At 29.6% G+C, this 24,193-nt stretch carries 27 protein-coding genes; 11 read left to right on the top strand and 16 right to left on the bottom strand.

All coding sequences use genetic code 11. From position 1 onward, the window contains the following. Positions 1–5 precede the first annotated feature (5 nt). The 3 genes from WAO74_RS12515 to WAO74_RS12505 are packed head-to-tail and all read left to right on the top strand — an operon-like array spanning position 6 to position 2,252. Positions 6–467: a GNAT family N-acetyltransferase gene (locus WAO74_RS12515; protein ID WP_422162596.1), complete on the top strand. Its 462-nt coding sequence runs from the start codon at positions 6–8 to the stop codon at positions 465–467. 8 nt (positions 468–475) lie between these two features. Then, positions 476–1,816, top strand: a complete 1,341-nt coding sequence (locus WAO74_RS12510; RefSeq protein WP_422162595.1) for a dihydroorotase — start codon at positions 476–478, stop codon at positions 1,814–1,816. A gap of 1 nt (position 1,817) precedes the next feature. Beyond that, positions 1,818–2,252 carry a DUF4296 domain-containing protein gene (locus WAO74_RS12505; protein ID WP_422162594.1) on the top strand — a complete coding sequence of 145 codons (435 nt, stop codon included), beginning with the start codon at positions 1,818–1,820 and terminating at the stop codon, positions 2,250–2,252. A gap of 2 nt (positions 2,253–2,254) precedes the next feature. On the opposite strand, the gene WAO74_RS12500 is transcribed toward WAO74_RS12505, so the two are convergent. After that, on the bottom strand, positions 2,255–3,256 hold the full coding sequence (locus WAO74_RS12500; RefSeq protein WP_422162593.1) for an NAD-dependent epimerase/dehydratase family protein: 1,002 nt from the start codon (positions 3,254–3,256) through the stop codon (positions 2,255–2,257). Between the two features lie 62 nt (positions 3,257–3,318). Here WAO74_RS12500 and tyrS point away from each other — a divergent pair, with 62 nt between their 5' ends. Both tyrS and WAO74_RS12490 read left to right on the top strand, forming a co-directional pair. After that, positions 3,319–4,611 (top strand): tyrosine--tRNA ligase, encoded by a 1,293-nt coding sequence (gene tyrS, locus WAO74_RS12495; RefSeq protein ID WP_422162592.1) that lies wholly within the window; start codon positions 3,319–3,321, stop codon positions 4,609–4,611. 14 nt (positions 4,612–4,625) lie between these two features. Further along, positions 4,626–5,414 (top strand): sterol desaturase family protein, encoded by a 789-nt coding sequence (locus WAO74_RS12490; protein WP_422162591.1) that lies wholly within the window; start codon positions 4,626–4,628, stop codon positions 5,412–5,414. Between the two features lie 44 nt (positions 5,415–5,458). Here WAO74_RS12490 and WAO74_RS12485 read toward each other — a convergent pair whose 3' ends face one another. The 3 genes from WAO74_RS12485 to WAO74_RS12475 are packed head-to-tail and all read right to left on the bottom strand — an operon-like array spanning position 5,459 to position 7,253. Then, entirely contained in the window at positions 5,459–5,716 is a 258-nt protein-coding gene (locus tag WAO74_RS12485) for a hypothetical protein (RefSeq protein WP_422162590.1), read from the bottom strand. A 55-nt stretch (positions 5,717–5,771) separates the two neighbouring features. After that, positions 5,772–6,230 (bottom strand): large conductance mechanosensitive channel protein MscL, encoded by a 459-nt coding sequence (gene mscL / locus WAO74_RS12480; protein ID WP_422162589.1) that lies wholly within the window; start codon positions 6,228–6,230, stop codon positions 5,772–5,774. A gap of 48 nt (positions 6,231–6,278) precedes the next feature. Beyond that, positions 6,279–7,253 carry an acyl transferase gene (locus tag WAO74_RS12475; RefSeq protein ID WP_422162588.1) on the bottom strand — a complete coding sequence of 325 codons (975 nt, stop codon included), beginning with the start codon at positions 7,251–7,253 and terminating at the stop codon, positions 6,279–6,281. Positions 7,254–7,277: 24 nt separating this feature from the next. Here WAO74_RS12475 and WAO74_RS12470 point away from each other — a divergent pair, with 24 nt between their 5' ends. Both WAO74_RS12470 and WAO74_RS12465 read left to right on the top strand, forming a co-directional pair. Then, a complete protein-coding gene (locus tag WAO74_RS12470) occupies positions 7,278–7,658 on the top strand; it encodes a hypothetical protein (RefSeq protein ID WP_422162587.1) in 381 nt (126 codons plus the stop codon). A 110-nt stretch (positions 7,659–7,768) separates the two neighbouring features. Further along, on the top strand, positions 7,769–8,113 hold the full coding sequence (locus WAO74_RS12465; RefSeq protein ID WP_422162586.1) for a hypothetical protein: 345 nt from the start codon (positions 7,769–7,771) through the stop codon (positions 8,111–8,113). Here WAO74_RS12465 and WAO74_RS12460 read toward each other — a convergent pair. After that, complete coding sequence (locus WAO74_RS12460; protein ID WP_422162585.1) at positions 8,101–9,156, bottom strand: isoaspartyl peptidase/L-asparaginase family protein; 1,056 nt, start codon at positions 9,154–9,156, stop codon at positions 8,101–8,103. The two genes, WAO74_RS12465 and WAO74_RS12460, sit on opposite strands and share 13 nt — an antisense overlap. A gap of 112 nt (positions 9,157–9,268) precedes the next feature. Here WAO74_RS12460 and WAO74_RS12455 point away from each other — a divergent pair, with 112 nt between their 5' ends. Further along, positions 9,269–10,810, top strand: a complete 1,542-nt coding sequence (locus WAO74_RS12455; protein WP_422162584.1) for an aldehyde dehydrogenase family protein — start codon at positions 9,269–9,271, stop codon at positions 10,808–10,810. A gap of 236 nt (positions 10,811–11,046) precedes the next feature. Here the strand turns inward: WAO74_RS12455 and WAO74_RS12450 are convergent, their stop codons facing one another. Genes WAO74_RS12450 through WAO74_RS12440 form a run of 3 tightly spaced genes read right to left on the bottom strand, consistent with a single transcriptional unit; the run spans position 11,047 to position 13,226 of the window. Continuing rightward, the gene (locus WAO74_RS12450) at positions 11,047–12,195 is read right to left on the bottom strand and encodes a hypothetical protein (protein ID WP_422162583.1); all 1,149 of its coding nucleotides are present in this window, start codon (positions 12,193–12,195) and stop codon (positions 11,047–11,049) included. After that, positions 12,176–12,694, bottom strand: coding sequence for a hypothetical protein (locus tag WAO74_RS12445; protein ID WP_422162582.1), 519 nt, complete (start codon positions 12,692–12,694; stop codon positions 12,176–12,178). Before WAO74_RS12445 ends, WAO74_RS12450 begins: the two co-directional genes overlap by 20 nt. A gap of 4 nt (positions 12,695–12,698) precedes the next feature. Further along, a complete protein-coding gene (locus tag WAO74_RS12440; protein ID WP_422162581.1) occupies positions 12,699–13,226 on the bottom strand; it encodes an RNA polymerase sigma factor in 528 nt (175 codons plus the stop codon). Between the two features lie 113 nt (positions 13,227–13,339). Between WAO74_RS12440 and WAO74_RS12435 the strand changes: the two genes are divergently transcribed. The 3 genes from WAO74_RS12435 to WAO74_RS12425 are packed head-to-tail and all read left to right on the top strand — an operon-like array spanning position 13,340 to position 16,727. Continuing rightward, positions 13,340–14,713: a DUF1800 domain-containing protein gene (locus WAO74_RS12435; RefSeq protein ID WP_422162580.1), complete on the top strand. Its 1,374-nt coding sequence runs from the start codon at positions 13,340–13,342 to the stop codon at positions 14,711–14,713. 46 nt (positions 14,714–14,759) lie between these two features. Continuing rightward, positions 14,760–15,947 carry a DUF1501 domain-containing protein gene (locus tag WAO74_RS12430; RefSeq protein ID WP_422162579.1) on the top strand — a complete coding sequence of 396 codons (1,188 nt, stop codon included), beginning with the start codon at positions 14,760–14,762 and terminating at the stop codon, positions 15,945–15,947. A 6-nt stretch (positions 15,948–15,953) separates the two neighbouring features. Beyond that, the gene (locus WAO74_RS12425; RefSeq protein ID WP_422162578.1) at positions 15,954–16,727 is read left to right on the top strand and encodes a DUF1295 domain-containing protein; all 774 of its coding nucleotides are present in this window, start codon (positions 15,954–15,956) and stop codon (positions 16,725–16,727) included. A 268-nt stretch (positions 16,728–16,995) separates the two neighbouring features. Here the strand turns inward: WAO74_RS12425 and WAO74_RS12420 are convergent, their stop codons facing one another. From WAO74_RS12420 to atpH, 8 genes are all read right to left on the bottom strand, one after another. Then, positions 16,996–18,138: an ATP-binding protein gene (locus WAO74_RS12420; protein WP_422162577.1), complete on the bottom strand. Its 1,143-nt coding sequence runs from the start codon at positions 18,136–18,138 to the stop codon at positions 16,996–16,998. A gap of 1 nt (position 18,139) precedes the next feature. Continuing rightward, on the bottom strand, positions 18,140–18,889 hold the full coding sequence (locus WAO74_RS12415) for an SDR family NAD(P)-dependent oxidoreductase (protein ID WP_422162576.1): 750 nt from the start codon (positions 18,887–18,889) through the stop codon (positions 18,140–18,142). Positions 18,890–19,066: 177 nt separating this feature from the next. Next, on the bottom strand, positions 19,067–19,999 hold the full coding sequence (locus WAO74_RS12410) for a hypothetical protein (protein ID WP_422162575.1): 933 nt from the start codon (positions 19,997–19,999) through the stop codon (positions 19,067–19,069). A gap of 97 nt (positions 20,000–20,096) precedes the next feature. Continuing rightward, positions 20,097–20,549, bottom strand: coding sequence for a hypothetical protein (locus WAO74_RS12405; protein WP_422162574.1), 453 nt, complete (start codon positions 20,547–20,549; stop codon positions 20,097–20,099). A 220-nt stretch (positions 20,550–20,769) separates the two neighbouring features. Further along, positions 20,770–21,636, bottom strand: a complete 867-nt coding sequence (gene atpG, locus WAO74_RS12400) for an ATP synthase F1 subunit gamma (protein WP_422162573.1) — start codon at positions 21,634–21,636, stop codon at positions 20,770–20,772. A gap of 29 nt (positions 21,637–21,665) precedes the next feature. Further along, positions 21,666–22,004 carry a four helix bundle protein gene (locus tag WAO74_RS12395; protein ID WP_422162572.1) on the bottom strand — a complete coding sequence of 113 codons (339 nt, stop codon included), beginning with the start codon at positions 22,002–22,004 and terminating at the stop codon, positions 21,666–21,668. A 29-nt stretch (positions 22,005–22,033) separates the two neighbouring features. Beyond that, positions 22,034–23,611 carry a F0F1 ATP synthase subunit alpha gene (gene atpA / locus WAO74_RS12390; RefSeq protein ID WP_422162571.1) on the bottom strand — a complete coding sequence of 526 codons (1,578 nt, stop codon included), beginning with the start codon at positions 23,609–23,611 and terminating at the stop codon, positions 22,034–22,036. A gap of 21 nt (positions 23,612–23,632) precedes the next feature. Beyond that, positions 23,633–24,190, bottom strand: a complete 558-nt coding sequence (atpH, locus tag WAO74_RS12385; protein WP_422162569.1) for an ATP synthase F1 subunit delta — start codon at positions 24,188–24,190, stop codon at positions 23,633–23,635. Positions 24,191–24,193 lie beyond the last annotated feature (3 nt).

Below are 24,193 nucleotides of genomic sequence, written 5' to 3'. Positions count from 1 at the left end.
ACCACATGAATACAATTAGTATTAGAACAGCTACTGAAAATGATCTTGAAATTTTGTTGAAATTTGAACAAGGAGTCATTGAAGCAGAAAGACCTTTAGATCCTTTTTTAAATTCTGGAGATTTATATTATTATGATATTCCAGAAATGATTGCATCTAAAAACGTTTATTTAATTGTGGGTATTTTTGGTGAAGAAATCGTTGCCTCTGGATATGTAAGAATTGAAAACTCCAAACAATATCATAAGAATCCAAAACATGGTTATATTGGATTTATGTATGTAAAACCATCTTTTAGAGGTCAAAAAATTAGTAATTTAATTTTGGCGTCCTTAAAAAATTGGGCAAAAGAAAATCAATTAAAAGAATTACGGCTAGATGTTTACAGCAATAATATTTCTGCTTTAAAATCTTACGAAAACTTTGGTTTTAAAAAGAGTTTAGTAAATATGAGAATGGATATTTAAAAAGAAAAATGACAAAATCTACTTTAATTAAAAATGCAACAATTGTAAATGAAAACAAAACTTTTAAAGGTGATGTTCTCATAGAAAACGAAATTATAAAACAAATTTCTGCGAACATAAAAACCCCGGAAAACACTGAGGTTATTAATGCTGATGGAAAATATTTAATTCCTGGTTTTATTGATGATCAAGTTCATTTTAGAGAACCTGGATTAACACACAAGGCAAATATTGCTACAGAAAGCAAAGCTGCTGTTGCTGGCGGAATTACCACTTTTATAGAAATGCCAAATACAGTGCCTCAGGCAACCACCCAAAAATTATTGGAAGATAAGTTTAAAATTGCTGCTAAAAATTCGTACGCAAACTACTCTTTTATGTTTGGTGGAACGAACGATAATTTAGACGAATTATTAAAGACCGATCCAAAAAAAGTTGCAGGCATAAAGCTATTCCTAGGTTCGTCTACAGGCAATATGTTAGTGGATGATGAAACTGTTTTAGAGAAAATTTTTTCATCAACAAAAATGATTATTTCTGTGCATTGTGAAGATGAAAATACCATCAGAAAAAATACTGCAGAATTTGTAGAAAAATATGGGGAAAACATTCCTGTAAAATACCATCCAATTATTAGAAGTGAAGAAGCTTGCTACTTATCCTCTTCAAAAGCCATAGAATTAGCGAAGAAAACTGGAGCAAGATTGCATGTTTTTCATTTATCAACCGAAAAAGAAACACACCTTTTTAGAAATGATATTCCTTTAGAAGAAAAACAAATCACAGCAGAAGTTTGTATACATCATTTATGGTTTTCTGATAAAGATTATGATGAAAAAGGAACGCATATAAAATGGAATCCAGCAGTTAAAACCGAAAAAGACAGATTGGGTTTATGGAAAGCTTTGTTAGATGACAGAATTGATGTTTTGGCAACAGACCATGCACCTCACACTTTAGAAGAGAAAAGTAACACTTATTTAAAAGCACCAAGTGGAGGGCCTTTAGTACAACATGCAGTAATTGCCATTTTAGAGAAAGTGAAAGAAGGTGTAATTTCTATTGAAAAAGCCGTTGAAAAAATGAGTCATAATCCTGCAAAATTATTTCAAATAGAAAAACGTGGTTTTATAAAAGAAGGTTATTTTGCTGATTTGGTTTTAATAGATGCCAACAAACCACAAACAGTTGCCAAAGATAATATTTTATACAAATGTGGTTGGTCTCCTTTTGAGGGTACAACCTTTTCATCGACCATAACACATACCTTTGTAAATGGAAATTTAGTGTATAATAATGGTATTTTTAATGATGGTATAAAAGGAAAAAGAATCTCTTTTAATAGATAAAATGAAGAAAATAAGCTACCTTTTATTGTTCATTTTTATGGTTTCTTGCACAAGCAATACTATTTATAAAAAGCCTGTAGATTTAATACCTAAAGACTCAATGAGTTTGTTGGTTCAGGAATTAATGTTGGCTTCTTCTGCTGAATTTTTAATTAATAAAAATTTACAGAGAAATATAAATTATATGCCTTTTGTATACGATCGTTTTAAGATTGATAGTGCTCGTTTTCAATCATCTAACTTATATTATATGTCTAAAATAGACGATTATCAAAGAATATTTCAAGACGCAGAAAATAGTTTAAAACAGCAAAAAGATTATTACGATGCAATAACGAAAAGATTAGATTCTATTAGAAAAGATTCTATTAAAAACATCGGCACTAAAAAACTAGAATTGAAAAAAGATAGTATTTCTAAAGATTCTATTGAATAAAATTAATTTTCTGAATAATTTTTAGAAATACTCTCTATAGATTTATCCACAGATTCAAATTCATAACCCAATTCTTTTTCTATTTTTTTAGATGAATATTCAGAAATGGAATGTGCACTTCTTGCAGAATATTTACTTATCAAAGGTTCTTTCCCAGTTATTTTTGACAAAACCCAAGCAATTCTCCAAAAAATGGCTGTTTGCCAAGGTTTTATTTTTGTTGATGGTCGTTTTTTACCAAAAGCATCCGCAATTAAAAAGAAGATTTCTTTGAATGATTTATTTTCTGAAACCAATATAAAACGTTCGTTTTTAACATCCGATTTCATCAATAAAATCATCGGTTTTACAACATCTTGCACAGAAACAAAACCAGTAACGCCTTCTGTATAATATTGGAATCCGTTATAAACTTGACTGAATAGTTTTCCTGAACCAGCATCCCAAAATCCACTTCCTAAAATAACTCCAGGATTTACAATTACAACATCTACATTTTCTTGACTTGCTCTCCAAACTTCCATTTCTGCACCAAATTTTGTGATGGAATATCCACTATTATCCTTCTCTTTATTCCACTCGCAATTTTCTGTAATAGGTTCATTTTTTATAGAATCTCCAACAGCAGCAATAGAACTTACAAAACAAAGTTTATCAATTTTAGCATCAATAGAAAGATTGACAATAATCGCAGTTCCGTGAATATTTGTTTTACGCATTTCCCTATAATCTTTTGGGTTAAAAGAAATAAATGCTGCACAATGATATACGTATTTCATATCCAAAAAAGCAGGAATCATTGCTGGAACATCTGTAATATCTGCCTGAAACCAATCAATTTTATCAAAAAAAGAAGGATCTGAAGTATAATAAGAAAAGACTTTTTTTACCTTTTCTAAAGATGATTTTGTTCTGTAAATAGCTCTTATTTTATCATTTTCTAAACTTAAATGATACAATAAATGCGAACCAACTAAACCTGTGCCTCCTGTAACTAAAATCATAAAGCTAATTTATGATTTTTTAGTTGATAAGTTTATCTTTGTCCACTGATAAATTGATAATAATGAAGAATTTTATTGCAGAATTACAATGGAGAGGAATGTTGCATGATAGCATGCCAGGAACTGAAGAACATTTGTTAGAAGAAATGAGAAGTGCCTATGTGGGTTTCGATCCTACAGCAGATTCTTTGCATATTGGGAATTTGGTGCCAATTATGTTGTTGGCTCATTATCAAAGATGTGGACACAGACCTATTGCTTTGGTTGGTGGTGCAACTGGTATGATTGGAGATCCTTCAGGGAAATCTTCTGAACGTAATTTGTTAGATGAAACAACTTTACGTCATAATCAAGAATGTGTAAAAGCACAATTAGGGCACTTTTTAGATTTTACTTCGAATGAGAAAAATGCTGCAATTCTAGTCAATAATTACGATTGGATGAAAGGAATTTCTTTTTTAGAATTTATTAGAGATACAGGAAAACACATTACTGTAAATTATATGATGGCCAAAGATTCTGTGAAAAACAGAATTAGTGCTGAATCTAAAGACGGAATGTCTTTTACAGAATTTACCTATCAATTAGTACAAGGTTACGATTTTTTGCATTTGTTTAGAGAAAACAACACCACAATTCAAATGGGTGGCTCAGATCAATGGGGAAATATTACCACTGGAACTGAACTGATTAGAAGAATTGGAAATGGTAAAGGCTATGCAATTACATGTCCATTAATTACAAAGTCTGATGGTTCTAAATTCGGAAAATCTGAAGGTGGAAATGTTTGGTTAGATGCTAAAAGAACCTCTGCGTATAAATTTTATCAATATTGGTTAAATACTTCTGATGAAGATGCAGAAAAATATATAAAAATCTTTACTTTTTTAGATCAAGAAACGATTACTGCTCTAATTGATGAACACAATGAAGCGCCACACAACAGAGTTTTACAAAAACGTTTAGGGGAAGAAGTTAGTGTTTTGGTTCATGGAAAAGAGGAATATGAAAAAGCAATTGCTGCTTCTGAAATTTTGTTTGGAAAATCTACTGCAGCTGATTTAAAATCTTTAGACGAACAAACATTATTAGATATTTTCGAAGGTGTCCCACAAGCAACAATTTCAAGTTCATTAGTTGAAAATGGTTTGGATATGATTGCTGCTTTGGCTGCAGAAACGAACTTTTTAAATTCGAATGGAGAAGCTAGAAGAGCATTAAAAGAAAATGCAATTTCTGTAAATAAAGAAAAAGTAAAAGAAGATTTTACAATTACAAAAGAAGACTTAATTGATAATAAATACGTGCTTTTACAACGTGGTAAAAAAACATATTATTTGTTGATTGTTGAATAATTAAAAAAAGTAAAATGCAGTTTGAAGAGGTGAATTTTAGTGATTTAAATGTTCTTACAACATTAATACTCACTTTAACGCTTATTATTTTTTTTAGGTATTTAGTATTTTCCCTTGTATATCATTTTACCTTTTTTAAACTCTTAAAAGAGAAATTCGAAAACAGAATTTTTAGAAAAAAGAAAACTAAGAAAACTAAGAAAACTAAGAAAAAACAAATTCAAAAAGAAATTTATTGGTCTGCCATAAGTGCTCTTATTTTTGGTTGTTTGGCTGTAGGTATTTACTTTTTGTATCAACACAATTACACTGCTATTTATACTGATTTTGATGCATTTAGCATTTTTTATATTCCCTTAAGTATTTTCTTGTTTCTATTTTTACAAGACACTTATTATTATTGGATTCACAGATGGATGCACAATCCAAAAGTGTACAGATATTTTCATTTAGTGCATCATAAAAGCATTCATACAACCGTGTTTACGTCATTTTCTTTTCATCCTTTAGAAACGATTTTACAAGCATTATTTTTTCCAATAATTGTTTGTGTTTTGCCAATTCATTTATTCGCTTTCTTTTTTGTTTTAATGCTGATGACACTTTCTGCAACCATAAATCATGCTGGAGTTGAAGTATATCCTTCAGGAAAATTTGGGCAATTTTTTAGCAAACATATTATTGGTGCCACACATCATGATGAACATCACACAAAATTCAATTATAATTACGGCTTGTATTTTACTTTTTGGGATAAATTAATGAAAACCGAACTAGAAAATCCGCATAAAAAAAAGAGCTAAACATCTTCAGCTCTTTTTTAGTACAGATTAAAATATATATAGGATTAGCATTCGTTGCTAATGAATTTTTGCCAGTTTTTATCAGCTTCTTTTTTTAAGATTTCAGGATTTTCTTTTGATGCAAACTTGAGTTTTAAGCCATCAAATTCCATAATAAATTCACTTTTACCTTCTGTTACTCTATGATCAAAATAGGAAACAAGATTATAACTCTCTGCAACAAAACCTATTTTAGCCTTGTAATCTTGCGCATAAATTGTTTTAAAAACCAATAAAATTAAAAGTGATAGATACTTTTTCATCCAACCATAATTTCTAATTTGGTCGATGAAAAATAAAGTTCTTTACAGGAAAAATTTATTTTTCTTTAGAAAGTAGTTTAATTAAAAATTCGTTTTGCTTTTCTAAAAGTTCGTTTGTTTTATTCATTAACTCGATATTTTTTGGAGTTGCAACTGTTTCATTTTTAGGGTCTTCTGCTTTTTTCTTAATCTTGTTCATTAATTTTACAACCATAAAAACTGTGAAAGATATTATCAAAAAATCGACACTTGCTTCAAATAATTTTCCATAACCAATAGCAATTTCTTCTGTGTTTGCTCCACCATCAACTAGAATTGCTTCTCTTAAAATAACCTTTCTGTTTTCCCAGTTTGCGCCATCTGTTAAATAAGATAATGGAGGCATTAAAACCTCTTTTACCAAAACATTTACTACTTTATTAAATGCTGTCCCAATAATTACGCCAATAGCAATATCTATCATATTGCCTTTTACAGCAAAATCTTTAAAATCTTGAAATAGTTTAAATTTCATCTTATTTATTTTCTTGAATCTTGTTTCTTGATTCTCTTTTAAAAAAATCTACAAAACCATTAAATTACATCCTCTAATATCAGAATTATCAAAGCGTCCTATAATTTCAAACGTTCCATTTTCATGAACTTTTCCTAAATCTTGAGTAGCAATAAATGAGCAAGAATTGTAGTTTGCCAAATCTATTACATTAATTCCTCCTGTTTTTTCTTTAGATAAAACTGTTAAAGCATCTTCTGTATCTCTGGTTAAAATTTTCATCCAAGGTGGCGTTTCGAAAACTCCATTTCCTTTAGAATATGCTTGACTTAATAGTTCTGTCATTCCATATTCTGAATGTATTTCAGAAACTCCAAAACCTTTTTGTAAAATTTGATGTAGCTCGTTTCTTATCAGTTCTTTTCTTCTACCTTTCATACCTCCAGTTTCCATCACAATTGTGTTTTGTAGACTAAATTGATGTTTTTCAATCAAATCTAACAATGCAAAAGACACTCCAATCAATAAAACTTTTTGTCCATTTTTATCTAAATTGATGAGTTTTGTTGCGAGCTCATCCATATTATTTAGATAAAATCCACTTTCTTGGTTTTTAGTTTTTACAATTAAATCATTTACCATAAAAACCAAAGAAGAGCCTTCTCTTTCCAAATAATTAGGCAATAAAGCAAGCACAACATACTCTTCTATATTTCTATAAAAATGATTAAATCCTTTTAAATAACTCTCTTTGTAAAGATTGATATTGGTCACAAAATGTTTGCTAGTAGCAATGCCTGTAGTGCCTGAGCTTGTGAATATTTCCTGAACTTCATCTAAAGAAGATAGCACTTTTCTGCTTTTAAAAAACTGAATGGGTAAAAACGGAATTTCCTCGACCTTAGAAATATCTGAAGGGTGTTTGTACAACAAATCGCAGAAAGAACGATATACTTTATTATTTTTAAACTGATGTCTAAAAACTTCTAAAGCAATTTTTGTAAATTCGTGTTCAGATTGAATATCAAAAATAATTTTATCCATAATTTTGCAAAAATAGTTAATAAAATGAGAGTATTTATCGCGTTCTTTTTTTCAATATTTATTTTTTTTAGCTGTCAAAATGATGATAGCTCTGTTCAACAACAAGAGCGAAACAATTTAATTACGATGTATTTGGAAATTGAAGGGCTTTCTAAAAGTGTTCCTTGTACAGATGAAACTAAATGGTCTTTTGTAGCTTTTGGTGCCAAAGCTTGTGGTGGGCCACAAGGTTACCTTGCATATTCTAGCGAAATAGATACAGCTCTTTTTCTTCAAAAAGTTGAAGCCTACACAAATGCAGAAAAAGAATTTAACGAAAAATGGAATGTAATTTCTGATTGCAGCCTGCCTAGAACTCCTATAAAAGTGGAGTGTTTTAACAATTTACCAGATTTTATCTATTAAATTCATATAAATAATATTTGTAGAAACTTAACGAACTTTGAAAACCGCTTACCGAAAAATTACGTAGATATTTAGAATTAGTAATAATTTTACGTGTTAATTTTTTGGATATGAAGCTTATAAAAAACACTTATAGAACTTTTAGTGGTAAATCAAAAGTGTTTGAAATTCCTAATAGAAAATCTAGTCAATGGATTATTTATGAAGATAATAAACCAAAAATTTTTGTGGATTTATACGATTTATCTGTTGAATCTAATTCTATGATGAATAGCTTGGTTTTATGTGCAAAGAGATCTATGCAAGAAACTTTAGATTTAATTAATAAGAAAAATAACATCAATTTATCTCTTCCAGTAATTTCGCGTTTAGGAATCTATAAAATTACAAAAACAGCGATAGTAGATATTAAATTGGAGCATTTACCAGAAGAATGGCTAGATTATTCTTTGTAAATTTTGATAATTAATTCCCCTTTATCATCCATAGAAGCTCTGTACATGCCTTCAGTATTAAACTCAAAAGACATATTTCCATTTTTGTCTAGAGCAACTACACCTCCTGTTCCACCAAGTTTCGTCAACTTATTTTGAATAACATCTTTAGTGGCTTCTTTTAAGGTTTTTTGTTGATATTCCATTTGTGCAGAAATATCATATGCAACTTGACTTCTAATAAAATATTCACCCCAACCTGTAGAAGAAACTCCACATGTTACATTATTTGCATAAGTTCCTGAGCCAATAATAGGTGCATCACCAATTCTTCCCCAACGTTTGTTTGTCATTCCTCCAGTAGAAGTTCCTGCAGCAATATTTCCATTTTTATCTAAAGCCACACATCCTACAGTTCCGAATTTACTATCTTTTATATCTGCATCATAAAAAGCAGCTTTTGCGTCATGATCTAATTCCGTTTTTTCTTTCTCTTTTATTCTTTGCAAAGAATTGAATCTACTTTCCGTAAAAAAATAACTTGGGTCAACAATTTCTAACCCTTTTTCTTTAGCAAATGTGCTTGCTCCCTCTCCAGAAAGCATTACGTGTTCTGAGTCTGTCATTACTTTTATAGCCAATTCAATAGGGCTTTTCACGTCTTTTACACCTGCGACTGCTCCAGCATTTAAGGTTTTACCATCCATAAAAGAAGCGTCTAATTCGTTGGTGCCTGCATTTGTAAAAACAGCACCTTTCCCAGCATTAAACAAAGGCGATTCTTCCATAACTTGTATCGTTTTCATTACTGCTTCTTGGCTTGTTCCTCCATTTTTAAGTATTGTATGTCCAACTTTTATGGCTTCTTCTAGCTTTGCTTTGTAGGCAGCTTCTTTTTCATCAGACATATTTTTCTTTAAAATAGTTCCTGCACCTCCATGTATTATAATAGCAAATTCATTTACTTTTAAATCTTCCTTTTTTTCTTCGGATACATTTTCTGGAGATTTATTACATCCATAAGAAACTATTAAAAATGATAAAATAAAAAGTATTTGTTTCATAAATTGATTGTTTAATTTTAAACAAAAAGTATTCTTTCTGTTTAATTTATTTGTCTGTGAAATTATTCGTAATTTCGAAGCTCAATTTAAGTAACAAAAAACGATTTACAAAATGGATAATTTCGGAATTGCCAATGCATTGAAAGAGTTAGGTGTAAAAGATATAAATAACGGAACTTCTACAGGTTCAAATCATTTTTATAATGGAGAAATTATAGAAAGTTATTCTCCAGTTGATGGAAAATTAATTGGAAAAGTAAAAACTACCACCAAAGAAGATTACGAAAAAGTAATGGATGCTTCTACCAATGCTTTTAAAATTTGGAGAGATAAACCTGCGCCACAAAGAGGAGAAATTGTTCGTCAGTTTGGAAATAAATTAAGAGAAAAAAAAGAAGCACTTGGTAAATTGGTTTCTTATGAAATGGGTAAATCATACCAAGAAGGTTTGGGAGAAGTGCAGGAAATGATAGATATCTGCGATTTTGCAGTAGGTTTGTCTCGTCAATTAAATGGACAAACCATTCCATCTGAAAGACCAGGACATGTAATGAGAGAACAATGGCATCCAATAGGTGTTGTTGGTATTATTTCTGCGTTTAATTTTCCTGTGGCAGTTTGGGCTTGGAACACAGCTTTAGCTTGGATTTGTGGAGATGTTTGTGTGTGGAAAGCTTCTGAAAAAGCACCTTTATGCTCAATAGCTTGTCAAAATATAATTGCAGATATTTTAAAAGAAAATAATTTACCAGAAGGAATTTCTTGCATTATTAATGGCGATTATAAAGTGGGTGAAATGATGACTTCTGATAGCAGAATTCCTTTAATTTCTGCAACTGGCTCTACAAGAATGGGAAGAATTGTAGGTTCAAAAGTGGCTGAACGTTTTGGAAAATCTTTGTTAGAATTGGGTGGAAATAACGCCATTATTATTACACCAACTGCAGATTTAAAAGTAGTGGTTCCTGGAGCTGTTTTTGGTGCTGTTGGAACTTGTGGGCAAAGATGCACATCAACTAGAAGATTAATTATTCATGAGTCTGTTTATAATAAAGTAAAAGATGCAATTGTTGGCGCTTATAAACAAATAAAAATTGGAAACCCATTGGATGAAAAGAATCATGTTGGGCCTTTAATTGATAAAGATGCTGTAAATACTTATTTAAATGCGATTGAAAAAGCAAAATCTGAAGGTGGAAACATATTAGTTGAAGGTGGTGTTTTAAAAGGTGAAGGTTACGAATCTGGTTGCTACGTAAAACCTGCAATTATTGAAGCAGAAAATCATTTTGAAATTGTACAACACGAAACTTTTGCCCCTATTTTATATTTGATGAAATATGCTGGAGAAGTAGAAAATGCCATTGAAAAACAAAATGGAGTTGCTCAAGGTTTATCATCTGCAATTATGACTAATGAAATGAAAGAAGCAGAAAAATTCTTGTCTTATGCAGGTTCTGATTGTGGAATTGCAAACGTAAATATTGGAACTTCTGGAGCAGAAATTGGTGGCGCTTTTGGTGGTGAAAAAGAAACTGGTGGAGGTCGTGAATCTGGTTCTGATGCTTGGAAAGTGTATATGAGAAGACAAACAAATACCATTAATTATTCTGATGAATTACCTTTAGCACAAGGCATTAAATTTGATTTGTAAGAGTTTTTAGGTATTTAATTATTTTATTTTTCGATTATTATTCTATCAAAAAAATAAACTAAATTCGTATAACGATTATTAAAATAAATTATATTATGGCAAAAGGAAACGACGCTAGAAAAAATGTTAAAAAAGAAGCTACTAAAACTCCGAAAGAGAAAAAACAGGCAAAAATTTTAAAGAAGTCTAAAAAAGAATAACAACAAAAAACCCAACTTTTAAAGTTGGGTTTTTTGTTAATTAATATTCAGAACTCCATTTTTTAAGGCTACTTCTATATTTCCCAAAAATGGTTTGTCATCTTTTTTCCTTTTTTCTAAAATCTTAGTCATTTCTTTATCATCAGAAACACCAAATGTTGTTTTTACATTAATCATGTTTAAAGTAGTATTGTGCCCAAAAACATCCATAGAAAAATTAGTATCCTTAACTTTATAGAAATTTAATTCTGTATAATCTCCTTTTAAATTAAATTTTGTGAAATTTTCATTAAAATTATAGAGGTGTAATTTGCTGCTAAAATCATTAAATTTTACATTTTCTCCTATTTCACCTATTTGAATATTAGATGTTTCCGTTTCAAAAGCTGTATTAGATATTGCCCCAATAAGAACTTTATGCATGTCTCTAAAATTAATTGTTCCCTTACGAAACGAGTGAGCTTGAAAAATACCGTTATTAGATGATATTTTATTATCATAAGAAAGTATATTTTTAAACTTTAAAAACCCTTTAAAATTATTGATTACGAGAGGTTCTGTAATATCAAACGTAAAATTAATGTCTGTTTGTAATGATTTAATTCTGATTTTAACGTACTTAGGAACCTTGATTGAAAATAATTTTACGATTACTTTTTTATTTTTTAACTTTTCATTGTTTTTATGCTTCATTAAATTAGTTTTAAAAAAATCAGCTACAATACTTCCTTCACTTAAAATAATTTCTTTTAAAATAGAATCTTTTGTTTTGTACGTGTGTTCTTTTTTGATTTCTTTTTTTATAAAATCTTTGAGAGAAATTAATAATGAATCTGATTTGTAATCTTTATTAAAATTTGGTAAATACTGGTAATTTATTCCTAAAAACTCTGAATTAATAACCTTTAAATTAATTAAATCGCCTTTTTGTGACGTATTTATTTTTGATTGATTGATTATTAATTCTCTTTTCTTTTTAGAGTAATTCCCGAAAATCATAGCATAATCAAAATGAATTTTGTCATCAAAAGATTCTTCAAAAACTACATTTACATTGTCCAAATCTAAATTTAAAACGCTGTTCTTAGTTGCTTGAAAGGTTTCTTTCAAAAGTATTTCTTCTGTTTGTGCATAAGAAAAACTAATTCCAATAAAAAAAAGAATACTATAAATATATGGTTTCATTGCTGGTGTTTTTTTGGTTTAACTCTTTTAAATGCTCGTTAATACTTTTTATCAATTGCAATCGTCTCTGAAGATTTTCAATTAAAGATTCTAAAAGGTTTATACTCTCAGGGCTTTCGTTTAATTTCATTGCAATCTCTTTGTATTCAACGTTGTAATCTTTTAGTTTTGCTTTGTATTTTTTTACTAAAATGGTATCGTTTGCATCTTTTATAAAATAGCTCCATTCCTTATCAATCTTCATTAAATAATCTTTTTCCATTTCCTCAATTTGAATTTCAAAAGCAGTTTTTTCTAAAGAATTACTGCCGGTTTTATAGAAATAAATACATGAAAAAATTAACAAAACAGAAGCAACAATCTTAAGAATAGTGTAGTTTTTCTTTTTATTAAAGTTCGAGCTTTCTAATTTTTTAATAAACTCTTCAAGATGCTTTTTTGGCAACTCTGTTTTTGAGGCTTCTTCATTTTTGAACAAATCTCTTATATCATGTTCCATGTTTTTAAAGTTTTAAATTATTTCTTAAAATTAACTTTCCTCTTCTTAAATGAGTTCTAGATGTTTTTATAGGTATTTTTAATATTTCTGCTATTTCTTCATGATCATAACCTTCTAACAAATACAATTTTACAACCAGCTGGTATTTCAAATTCAATTGTTCTATGGCTTCTAAAATTTGTGTTTTTGTAATTTTAGCATCAAAACTCCAATCATCATCATTTACAATTTCGATAGGATAATTCTCTAAAGAAACTGTTTCTATTTTTCTTTTCTTTAATTTATCAATACAGATATTTATTACAATTTTCTTTAACCAAGCTCCAAAATTGGTAGAATCTTCATAAGAATCTAGATTCGAAAAAGCCTTTAAAAAACCATCTTGCATTGCGTCTTTTGCCTCTTCATCATTCTTTACATATTTTAAAGCCACGTAAAACATCGCCTTGCAAAACAAATCATAAATTTGAATTTGAGCCTTTTTATTGTTCTTTTTACATTCTAAAATCAAAAAAGTGATTTTTTCTGTCATGCTTATTTGTTGGTTCTATTCTTAAAAACGAAAATAAATAAGGAAGGTTTCACTTTTTTTAGATTATTTCTTAAAATAATTAAACTATTTTTATAATATGAAGTCTAATCATCATGAAATCAGCACATATACAACATTTATATAATAGAATTGGTTTTGGAATTACACCAAAACACTTGGAACTTTTATCAAAAAAAAGTAAGAAAAATGTGATAGACGCTCTATTTGAAGATTCTAAAAAGACAACTACAATTGAAGTTGATCTTTCGTATTTAGAAAATCTTGAACCAGAATATTATAAAAATGAAGAAAATAGAAGGGAACTTCAAAAAATGAGTAGACAAAAAATCTTTGAATTTTCGAATGCTTGGTTTGATCGATTACAAAATCCATCAGAAATAATAAGAGAAAAAATGACACTTTTTTGGGCAAATCATTTTGTTTGCGAAAACAACAATATTCTATTTATTCAAAAATACAATAATGTGCTTCGTGAAAATGCCTTGGGAAATTTTAGAAATTTTACAAAAACTGTTTCTAAAGAAGCTGCCATACTAAATTACTTAAACAACAAACAAAACAAAAAACAAAGCCCAAATGAAAACTTTGCAAGAGAGTTAATGGAGCTTTTTACCTTAGGGCAAGACGAATATTCCGAGACAGATGTTAAAGAATCTGCAAGATCTTTTACAGGTTATAGTCACAATTTTAAAAGTGAATTCACTTTTAATGTAAAACAACATGATAATAATGATAAAACCTTTTTTGGAGAAACAGGGAACTTTAATGGCGATGATATTATAGAAATTATCCTAAAAAAGAAAGCTTGTGCAAAATTTATATCAGAAAAAATATATCGTTATTTTGTGAATGAAACCATTAATAAAAAACATATTGATGAAATGACAAGCGTTTTCTATAAAGATTATAATATCGAAAATTTAATGCGTTTTATGCTTTTATCTGATTGGTTTTATGATGATGAAAACATAGGGAATAAAATAAAATCGCCTGTAGAGTTTTTGTCTGGCATTTATACAATTGTGCCCTATACCATTGAAAACCCAAAGCAAATTTTGTTGTTACAACGAATTTTAGGTCAGGTTTTAATGAAACCTCCAAATGTTGCTGGCTGGAAAACTGGCAGAAATTGGATTGATAGCAATACAATTGTTACTCGTTTGCGATTGCCTTCTGTTTTATTAAATAATACCGAAATTACCTATTCAGACAAAGGTGATGAAGAATCTATAACAACAGATTTTAGTGCTAAAAAATTAAGAAAAAAAGCTTATATAAAAACTATGGCTGATTGGCAAAAGTTTGATAATAATTTTAGCAAAACTTCTAAAAAAGAGTTGATTACGCATCTAATTCAATCAAAACTAAATGCTTCAACTTTAGAAATGCTTATGAAAAATAAAGAAATGCCTAAAAGAGATTTTTGTGTACAATTAATGAGTTTACCTGAATATCAACTGTGTTAACCTCTCGAATTTGCTCGAGATTTTAAAGAGAAAAAACAAAAAAATTATGAAACGAAGAGATTTTTTAAGAAATACCACTTTTGCAACAGGAATGTTTTTTGTACCACAATTTTTAAAAGCTTTCGAGCAAAATTCTATACATACATTCAGCAATAAAAAAGTAGTTATTGTCCAGTTAAAAGGAGGTAATGATGGGTTAAACACAGTAGTTCCCTATACAAATGACATTTATTATCAACAAAGAAAAAATATAGCTTTAGAACAAAATGGGTTGTTAAAAATTTCTGATGAAGTTGGTTTGCATCCAAGCTTACATTCTTTAAGAAATTTATACGACAAAGGTTATGTTAGTATTATAAATAATGTTGGATATCCAAATCCAAATTTGTCTCATTTTAGATCTACAGATATTTGGCAAACCGCAAGCAATAGTGATGAATACCTTCAAAATGGTTGGATTGGCAGATATTTAGATGAAACAAAATCGCAACCCTACAAAGCTATTGAAGTAGATGAAAGTTTGTCTTTAATGTTAAAAGGAAAATTACAGAATGGTTTGGCAATTACAAATCCGAAACTGTTTTACAATTCTATGAGAGAGCCTTTTTTTAATGCTATAATTAGCAATAATGATACACATTTAAGCGAACATAATTTGGGCTATTTGTACAATACAATGATTGATGCTAAATCTTCTGCAAAGCATATTTTCGAGAAAACTAAAACAACACAAGAATCGAACGCTTACCCAAATAATATTTTTGGAAAACAATTAAAAACAATTGGGCAATTTATAAACTCTGGCCTAGAAACTCAAGTTTATTACGCAGGTTTATCTGGTTTTGATACGCATGCAAATCAGTTAAATTCTCAAGAAAGATTGCTAAAACTTTATGCAGAAAGTATGGAGGCTTTTGTAAAAGATTTGAATGAAAACAATAATTTTGATGATGTAATTATCCTTACTTTTTCTGAATTTGGAAGACGTGTAAAACAAAACGAATCTAAAGGTACAGATCATGGAACTGCAAACAACGTATTTGTTATTGGTAAAAATTTGAAGCAACAAGGTTTGTATAATAATTTACCTGATTTAGGAGACTTAGACAAAAATGGAAATCTAAAATTCGAAATAGATTTTAGAGAAATTTACGCAACAATTCTAGATAAATGGTTAGAAGTTGATGATGCTCGAATTTTAAACAAATCCTTTTCTAAACTCAATTTTATTTAAAAAATTATGACACTTTTTATTCAAGCTTCTCTTATAATTTGGGTTTTAGTAACCTTGCTTTGGTTTTGGAGTTTGCTCATTAAAAATGTAAGTATTGTTGACATTTTTTGGGGTTTTGGTTTTGTGGTTGTAAACGCTTTCTACTTTTCGAATGTTGAAGAACTCATGCCAAGAAATTGGTTGTTATTAGCATTAGTTACAATTTGGGGATTGCGTTTAACCATTTACTTAGCCATCAGGAATATTGGAAAAGGCGAAGATTATAGATACCAACAATTTCGGAAAGATTATGGCGAAAAGCGCTATTGGTGGTTTTCTTATTTCCAAGTATTTTTATTACAAGGCGCTTTAATTTTAATTGTTTCTTTGCCTTTATTGGGTATCCATTTAAATGAAAATTCTGGTAATTTATTTTGGTTAGATTACATTGCGATTTTGGTTTGGGTCATTGGTTTTAGTTTTGAAGCTGGTGGAGATTATCAATTATATAAATTCAAGAAAAACCCAAACAATAAAGGGAAAGTTTTAAATACAGGCTTTTGGAAATACACAAGGCACCCAAACTATTTTGGAGATGCTGCAGTTTGGTGGTCTTATGCACTTTTTTGCATGGCTGCAGGTGGAACTTGGCAAATTGTTGGTGCAATAATTATGACCCTTTTAATCATAAAAGTATCTGGAGTTGCTATGCTAGAAAGAACTTTAAAAGATACCAAACCAAAATATAAAGAGTATATTGAAAAGACAAACTCTTTTATACCTTGGTTTCCTAAAAAATAAATATGATTGTTTTTTTAAAAGAAAATATTTGGTTTCTACTTTTCTTAATATGGGGATTCCCTTTAAGTATTTATAGAAGTCGTTTTCGGAAAATTGTATACCAAACAGATAGTTGGCTTATTAACATAAAACCTTTATTTATTAAAGAAGTAAAAGGGCTTTTTGGTAATTTATATCCCAATAATCCTCAATACATTAAACAACGTAATTTTTACCGATTTTATTTAAGTATTTATACGATTTTGTTTGTCCTTTACTTGTATTTTACCTAGTTGTATTTCACTTTACGAATCACTCTCATAGCCTCTTTATATTTGATATAAGTAGTTTTATCTTCTATATTTTTAATATAATCTTTGGCTTTTCTTAGCTGATCTGCAGCATCTAAAAAACCGTTTAAAAAACACAATAAATAATTGGTTGGTAACCGAAAAACATCTTCATGCTCTAAGACAGAAAGTGGTTTTTTTTGTTCAATTTTTAATACAATATCATTACAATTTTGATAGATGTGTTTAATGATTATTTCATCATATTTGGGAGGATCAAACAAAAATTCGGTGACAATATCATGCTTACCATTTTCTTTAAAATTAATGATTGTTTTTTCTAAAGGATAATGGATTTCTTTCTTATTGATTCCTAAAAAAATAAATTCAGTTATAATAAATGATTGGTTGTTATAACTAATTTGAACTTCATCTAAAGCAGAAAAAAACAAGCGAACTTGTTCGTTAACCAACTCGATATCTACTCTAGAAAAATATTCTTGGTCATTGATAATTTTCTTTTCTCCTGCCCAACACAAAACAAATTGTTCGTTAAAAACTTTGTATTGTGGATTGTATTCTGGTTTATGATTGTTGATAAAATCGAAAACACCATTTAAAGTAAGTTCGATATTATTTCTTGCGTTTTTTTCAATGGCATCAACAATCTCTTTATTCGTATTTCTTAATTCGAAATTATTACCAAGAAAAGGCATAGAGTTACTTCCTCTTCTATAAAAAACAGTTTCACGTCTGTATTTCCAGGCATTTTTTAAAAGTGATGTAATTTTGTTATTAGGATAAATAGTAACCAAACCAACTACTTTATAACGTGGTAAACTTGGAAAAGGTACGTTTTCATATTCAATTTTTGGAGGGTTTTTTAAATAAGCATTTATCAAATTTTGAATTTTGCTATCATCAAAAAAGTCATCACCAATAATTTTATTTTCCTCGTCTTCGACCCCAATTACAATGTAAGAGTTATTTTCTGGGTTAGAATTTGATAACGCACAAATATGTTTTAAAAACTTGGCTTTCCCTTCTTTTGAGCCTAAAGATAATTTTTGCTTTTTATCATAAAAACTATTCTCATCATTATGAGAAAGCAGGTTTTTGATTAAAAGTCTTTTGTTTATCATTTTAACTTTTACGAACCATTGTTGCACTTGCTTGTGCAGTTGGATACACTACTAAATCTTCGATATTTACATGATAAGGTCTTGTAACTACAAAATTAATAATATCTGCAATATCTTCTGCTTGTAACGCTTTAAAGCCTGTATACACTTTTTTTGCTCTTTGGGTATCGCCTTTAAAACGTACTTCTGAAAATTCGGTTTGCACCAAGCCTGGATGAATTGCAGAAACTCTTATGTTATATTCGTTTAAATCTAGCCTCATAGACTTGTTTAAAGCGTTTACAGCGAACTTTGAAGCACAATATACATTTCCATTCTTATAAACATCTTTTCCTGCAATAGAGCCAATATTTACAATAAAACCCGAATTGTTATTAATCATATTTGGAATGATGGCTTTAGATACATACAACAAACCTTTTACGTTTATGTCTAACATGGCATCCCAATCATCTATATCTCCATCTTGAATGGTTGATAAACCATGTGCGTTTCCTGCATTATTAATTAAAATATCGATATTTTTAAAGTTTTCTGGAAGAGATTCGATGGCAGATTTTACTTCATCTCTTTTGGAAACATCGAATTCTAAAGTGGTTACTTCTGTAAAATCGCTTAAAATTTCTTGAAGTTTGTCTAACCTATCTGCTCTTCTGCCACAGAGTATTAATCTAATATTATTTTTTGCAAACAATTCTGCTGTTGCTTTTCCTATGCCAGAAGTTGCCCCTGTTATAAATGCTGTTTTCATTTTTTTTAATTCGTATAAGATTGATGTTTAAAAATAAAGATACTAATTTACTTTACTTCTATTTTAAGAAACCAACTTTAAAAAAGTTTTAAACAAGAAAAAACCACCCTCCTCAGGGTGGCTTCTCTTTCAATTGGTTATCGAGAGATAACCAACCAAAAATCAACTAACCAAACTTTATTTTAAATTTCTTTTATTCTTTGTTTTTCTTATTACTTTAGTACGTTTTCTATCACTATTCCTTACAATATCTTTGGCATTTTTAACAGTTTTTTCACCTTTTAAAAACTGGATAAATCCTATTCCAGAAAAGTCGTAAGTGGTATCTGAGTTATAATGATATAAACTTATTCTTCCATCATTAACAACGCTTAATTCGAACTCTTCTATATCTCCACCATCATAATTCAATGTTAAAATTTTTAGGTCTTGATATCCATTTACATCAAACACTTCATAACTTCCAACATAGTCCCATCTAATTAAATCAACTTGTGTGCCAAAGTTATCATGAGAACTATAAAATGTTGTTATATTTTCTGGAGTAAATTGTAAATAATTTTCGTCGTCAAAAGCATTTGGAGTTCCTCCTCTAGTTTCTATTTTTTCCCATGCTAAATACTCTTGTAGAAAATATTCTATGTTTTCATAAAACAACTTATCGTAATCGAAATTGTTAACATTATAGCCTATTAAATAATAGCTTACGTTTTGTCTGTAATTATAGATTCTTATTTCGTTACGAGATAAAACTGTTACTTCAAAATCGTTAAAACCATCTATATCATGATTGGTTTCTAAAAGTCCATTAAAAGTATTGTAAGTTCCTACATCTATCCCTAAACCTCTGCCTGTTCTTCCTATATCTACAATATTATTGTTAGCGTATAAAACTCCGCCCAAAAACGATAATGTAAATGCTCTAGAAACATAAGGTATATCTCCATTTCCAGTTGTTCTATGGTAATCTACATACCATAAATCGTAACCAGAAACAACACTTTCTAAACTTGGTTGGTTGTCTACAAAACCATCATTATAATACGTGGTACAAGAACTTAGAAATGTTCCTGTTATTAGTATTGCGAAAAGTAGTTTTAAAGTTTTCATAAGCTTGGGTTTTATGGTTATGCTTATGAATATTCAAATTGCGTGCCAAAAAATAAAATTTAAAATAAGCACTTGTTTTTAAACAACTTATATTAATTTAAAAAGATGTTGTTTTCTCTTCTTTTAGAGATTTAACTTGAAAGTACTTTGTTTTTCCTCTTACTTTATAGCTTAAAACAGCTTGATTTTTGTCTAATTTAAAAGGAAAAATTTTAGCACTTGGTACTGGATTATTTAGCTCTTTTATAGAACTCGAATCAAGAATAATGTCTTGTTTTAAAAATGGCTGAAAACTTCCAAAAGCATAGGTATTTCCTCCAATAGTTTTAATTTCAATTTTCGCTTTTCTATTTTGAAAAAACAAACTATCAAACTCTACAAAATCTATTGAGCTATATCTTACATAAACCTCTATTTCCCTTGCAGTTTCTTTAGGATAATAAGTCCCTGAATGAACAATAAATGGTGGGTTATTATCAAATTTTAAACTTTTACATTGAGAAAACGCAAATAGAATTATTACAATTGACAAAATTTTGATTGGTTTCATGTTCACTATTTCATTAATTAAATTCAATATTTATGCCACAAAAAAAGAGTTTATCAAAATTGATAAACTCTTTATATTTTATAAAATTTTTAACTTCGCTAACACTTCGTCTAATTTTTCAATGCTTCTGCTCTTTTTGAAAATTTGACTTCGCTAACACTTCGTCTAATTTTTCAATGCTTCTGCTATTTTTGAAAATTTGACTTCGCTAACACTTCGTCTAATTTTTCAATGCTTCTGCACCACCTACAATTTCTAAAATTTCATTAGTAATTGCTGCTTGACGTGCTTTGTTGTATTTTAATAACAAGTCGTCTCTTAATTCTTTTGCATTATCTGTAGCTTTGTGCATTGCTGTCATTCTAGCTCCATGCTCAGATGCAAAACTATCTCTCATTGCTTTGTATAATTGAGTTTTTAAAGATTTTGGTATTAATGCTAATACAATTTCTTCTTTAGAAGGCTCAAAAATATAGTCAGAATTTACTGCAGATACATTTCCTCCTTCTATAGGTTTGATAGGCAAAAACTGTTCTACTTGTGTTAATTGAGTGGCTGCGTTTTTAAATTGATTGTAAACCAACTCAATTTTATCATACGTGCCATCTATATATAATTCCATTAACTTTTCTGCAATTGCTGCAACATTATCAAAAGTTAAATCGTCATAAATATCATTTCTAGTAGAAACAACTTTTTGCGTCTTAGACAAAGTAGCAGCACCTTTTTTACCAATTGCAAATAATTCTACTTTTTTACCAGCGTATTTTTCGGTAATTGTCTTTGTTACTTCTTTTGTAACAGAGGAATTAAAACCCCCACACAAACCTCTATTCGATGTTATAACTACCAATAAAACTTTAGAAACCTCTCTTTGCTTAGAATAAGTGCTGCCTGAATCGCTATCTAATGTTGCACTTAAATTTTGTAATAATTCAGTTAACTTAGACGAATAAGGTCTCATTGCTGTAATAGCATCTTGCGCTTTTTTCAACTTTGCAGCAGATACCATTTTCATGGCAGATGTAATCTGCATTGTAGATTTAATCGAAGTAATTCTATTACGTATTTCTTTTAAGTTTGCCATATTACTAATTATGAATTATGAGTGTCGAGTTATGAGTTTTTGTTAATTGATACTAAAATTCTAATTAACTCTTCACACTTATTTTTCAATTCATTAGGTACTTTTCTACCTGTTGCCTCTAAAATTTCTAACCAAAACATAGTTTCATCAGCTTCTTTTAATGCAATACTAAATTTAAATTTGAAATCTTTTTTACTAAATCCTCTTTGTGCTTCCCTTGTATTAGCTCCAATACTTGTTCCACTTCTTAATAATTGAGATGCTAACTCAAAATCTTTATTCTCTTTTAGAGTATCACAAAAAATAACTACTTCACAAGCAAACTGAAAACTTTTAATTCTAATAGGACTATTGTCTAGTTTACTCATAACTCATAATTCTGAACTCTTAATTTGAACTATGCGAAATGCTTAGAGATTTCTGCTGCTGCAGCTTCTAAAGTTGCAATAACCTCATCTGTTAATTTACCAGACTTTAATATATCTAAAGCGTCTCTATGTTTTGCGTTTAAATAATCGATGTAATCTCTTTCGAACTTCTTAACTTGATTTACAGGAACATCTTTTAACAAGTTCTTAGAACCTGCGTAGATAATTGCAATCTGATCTTCTACTGGATAAGGATCATTCTGAGCTTGCTTTAAAATTTCAACATTACGTTGTCCTTTAGAAATTACACTCATAGTAGCAGCATCTAAATCTGAACCAAACTTAGCAAATGCTTCTAATTCACGATAAGCTGCTTGATCTAATTTTAAAGTACCAGATACTTTTTTCATAGATTTAATCTGTGCATTACCACCAACTCTAGATACAGAAATACCTACGTTAATTGCTGGTCTTACACCTGAATTAAATAAATCTCCATCTAAGAAAATTTGTCCATCTGTAATTGAAATTACGTTTGTTGGTATATATGCTGATACATCTCCTGCTTGTGTTTCAATAATTGGTAATGCTGTTAAAGAACCTCCACCTTTTACAATTCCTTTTAAAGAATCTGGTAAATCGTTCATTTCACTTGCAATTTTATCATCATTAATAATTTTTGCAGCACGCTCTAATAATCTTGAGTGTAAGTAAAATACATCACCAGGATAAGCCTCACGACCTGGAGGCCTTCTTAATAATAAAGAAATTTCACGGTATGCTACTGCTTGTTTTGATAAATCATCAAAAATAATTAAGGCAGGTCTTCCTGAATCTCTAAAATATTCGCCAATTGCAGCTCCAGCAAATGGTGCATATACTTGCATTGCTGCAGGATCTGATGCATTTGCAGCAACGATTGTTGTATAATCCATTGCGCCTTTTTCTTCTAACATGTTTGCAATTGCAGCAACAGTTGAAGCTTTTTGACCAATGGCAACATAAATACAATATACAGGTTGTCCTGCATCAAAAAATTCTTTTTGATTTAAAATCGTATCTATAGCAACTGTAGATTTACCTGTTTGACGGTCTCCAATAATCAACTCACGTTGACCTCTACCAACAGGAATCATTGCGTCAATAGATTTAATACCAGTTTGTAACGGTTCTGTAACTGGCTCTCTGTATATAACTCCAGGAGCTCTTCTCTCTAAAGGCATTTCATAAGTAGTTCCTTCAATAGGCCCTTTACCATCAATTGGGCTTCCTAAAGTATCTACAACTCTTCCTATAATTCCTTCTCCAGCTCTTAAAGATGCAATACGTTCTGTACGTTTAACTATAGAGCCTTCTCTAATTGAAGTTGATGCTCCCAATAGTACAACACCTGCGTTGTCTTCTTCTAAATTTAAAACAATAGCTTCTAAGCCATTTTCAAATTCTACTAACTCACCATATTGTACGTTAGATAACCCGTAAACACGAGCAATACCATCACCTACTTGTAATACAGTTCCTACTTCGCTTAATGAAGCTTGAGCTTCAAAATTTGTTAATTGTGCTTTTAAAATTGCTGATACTTCAGCTGGTTTAATACTTGCCATCTTTTATGATTTGATGTATAATTAAATTTTTGGAATGTAATGACTATTGTCAAACTCCTTTTTCAATTCGTTTAACTGATTAGAGATACTAGCATCATATTGCACATCTCCAACCCTTAAAATAAAGCCTCCTAAAATAGCTGGATTTACTTCGTTTTCTAAATTTGCTTTTTCGCCTGTTAAAGCTACAATTTTTGCTAATACTTTAGCTTCCATTTCCGGTGATAAAGGCACAGCTGTTGTAACTTTAGCAACCTGCATATGTTTAAGAAAATCATAAATGATAGAATATTGCTTTGCAATTGGTTCTATCATAGAAATTCTTTTATTTTCATCTAATAAATTGAAAAGCCCAAGAGTAATATTATCAATTTTACCCGTAAATAAAGCATTTAAAACTTTCATTTTATCTTTAGCTTTAATAACTGGGCTTCTTAATACTATTTCAAATTCTGGATTTTCAGCAATTGTAGCTGCGATCAATTTCATATCACTATCTACAATAGTTTCCGAATTTGTGTCTTTAGCAAGATTTAAGATTGCTTTTGCGTAACGTAATGATGCTCTTGCGTCTCTCATTTT

The organism is Polaribacter sp. (assembly GCF_049276715.1).
GTDB lineage: Bacteria > Bacteroidota > Bacteroidia > Flavobacteriales > Flavobacteriaceae > Polaribacter.
This window is presented reverse-complemented; position numbering and strand designations above follow the sequence as displayed.

What these genes read in the sequence shown, in the direction of transcription:
- WAO74_RS12515 (WP_422162596.1), top strand. Translation starts at nt 6, where the DNA reads ATGAATACAATTAGTATTAGAACAGCTACTGAAAATGATCTTGAAATT.
- WAO74_RS12510 (WP_422162595.1), top strand. Translation starts at nt 476, where the DNA reads ATGACAAAATCTACTTTAATTAAAAATGCAACAATTGTAAATGAAAAC.
- WAO74_RS12505 (WP_422162594.1), top strand. Translation starts at nt 1,818, where the DNA reads ATGAAGAAAATAAGCTACCTTTTATTGTTCATTTTTATGGTTTCTTGC.
- WAO74_RS12500 (WP_422162593.1), bottom strand. Translation starts at nt 3,256, where the DNA reads ATGATTTTAGTTACAGGAGGCACAGGTTTAGTTGGTTCGCATTTATTG.
- tyrS (WP_422162592.1), top strand. Translation starts at nt 3,319, where the DNA reads ATGAAGAATTTTATTGCAGAATTACAATGGAGAGGAATGTTGCATGAT.
- WAO74_RS12490 (WP_422162591.1), top strand. Translation starts at nt 4,626, where the DNA reads ATGCAGTTTGAAGAGGTGAATTTTAGTGATTTAAATGTTCTTACAACA.
- WAO74_RS12485 (WP_422162590.1), bottom strand. Translation starts at nt 5,716, where the DNA reads ATGAAAAAGTATCTATCACTTTTAATTTTATTGGTTTTTAAAACAATT.
- mscL (WP_422162589.1), bottom strand. Translation starts at nt 6,230, where the DNA reads ATGAAATTTAAACTATTTCAAGATTTTAAAGATTTTGCTGTAAAAGGC.
- WAO74_RS12475 (WP_422162588.1), bottom strand. Translation starts at nt 7,253, where the DNA reads ATGGATAAAATTATTTTTGATATTCAATCTGAACACGAATTTACAAAA.
- WAO74_RS12470 (WP_422162587.1), top strand. Translation starts at nt 7,278, where the DNA reads ATGAGAGTATTTATCGCGTTCTTTTTTTCAATATTTATTTTTTTTAGC.
- WAO74_RS12465 (WP_422162586.1), top strand. Translation starts at nt 7,769, where the DNA reads ATGAAGCTTATAAAAAACACTTATAGAACTTTTAGTGGTAAATCAAAA.
- WAO74_RS12460 (WP_422162585.1), bottom strand. Translation starts at nt 9,156, where the DNA reads ATGAAACAAATACTTTTTATTTTATCATTTTTAATAGTTTCTTATGGA.
- WAO74_RS12455 (WP_422162584.1), top strand. Translation starts at nt 9,269, where the DNA reads ATGGATAATTTCGGAATTGCCAATGCATTGAAAGAGTTAGGTGTAAAA.
- WAO74_RS12450 (WP_422162583.1), bottom strand. Translation starts at nt 12,195, where the DNA reads ATGAAACCATATATTTATAGTATTCTTTTTTTTATTGGAATTAGTTTT.
- WAO74_RS12445 (WP_422162582.1), bottom strand. Translation starts at nt 12,694, where the DNA reads ATGGAACATGATATAAGAGATTTGTTCAAAAATGAAGAAGCCTCAAAA.
- WAO74_RS12440 (WP_422162581.1), bottom strand. Translation starts at nt 13,226, where the DNA reads ATGACAGAAAAAATCACTTTTTTGATTTTAGAATGTAAAAAGAACAAT.
- WAO74_RS12435 (WP_422162580.1), top strand. Translation starts at nt 13,340, where the DNA reads ATGAAATCAGCACATATACAACATTTATATAATAGAATTGGTTTTGGA.
- WAO74_RS12430 (WP_422162579.1), top strand. Translation starts at nt 14,760, where the DNA reads ATGAAACGAAGAGATTTTTTAAGAAATACCACTTTTGCAACAGGAATG.
- WAO74_RS12425 (WP_422162578.1), top strand. Translation starts at nt 15,954, where the DNA reads ATGACACTTTTTATTCAAGCTTCTCTTATAATTTGGGTTTTAGTAACC.
- WAO74_RS12420 (WP_422162577.1), bottom strand. Translation starts at nt 18,138, where the DNA reads ATGATAAACAAAAGACTTTTAATCAAAAACCTGCTTTCTCATAATGAT.
- WAO74_RS12415 (WP_422162576.1), bottom strand. Translation starts at nt 18,889, where the DNA reads ATGAAAACAGCATTTATAACAGGGGCAACTTCTGGCATAGGAAAAGCA.
- WAO74_RS12410 (WP_422162575.1), bottom strand. Translation starts at nt 19,999, where the DNA reads ATGAAAACTTTAAAACTACTTTTCGCAATACTAATAACAGGAACATTT.
- WAO74_RS12405 (WP_422162574.1), bottom strand. Translation starts at nt 20,549, where the DNA reads ATGAAACCAATCAAAATTTTGTCAATTGTAATAATTCTATTTGCGTTT.
- atpG (WP_422162573.1), bottom strand. Translation starts at nt 21,636, where the DNA reads ATGGCAAACTTAAAAGAAATACGTAATAGAATTACTTCGATTAAATCT.
- WAO74_RS12395 (WP_422162572.1), bottom strand. Translation starts at nt 22,004, where the DNA reads ATGAGTAAACTAGACAATAGTCCTATTAGAATTAAAAGTTTTCAGTTT.
- atpA (WP_422162571.1), bottom strand. Translation starts at nt 23,611, where the DNA reads ATGGCAAGTATTAAACCAGCTGAAGTATCAGCAATTTTAAAAGCACAA.
- atpH (WP_422162569.1), bottom strand. Translation starts at nt 24,190, where the DNA reads ATGAGAGACGCAAGAGCATCATTACGTTACGCAAAAGCAATCTTAAAT.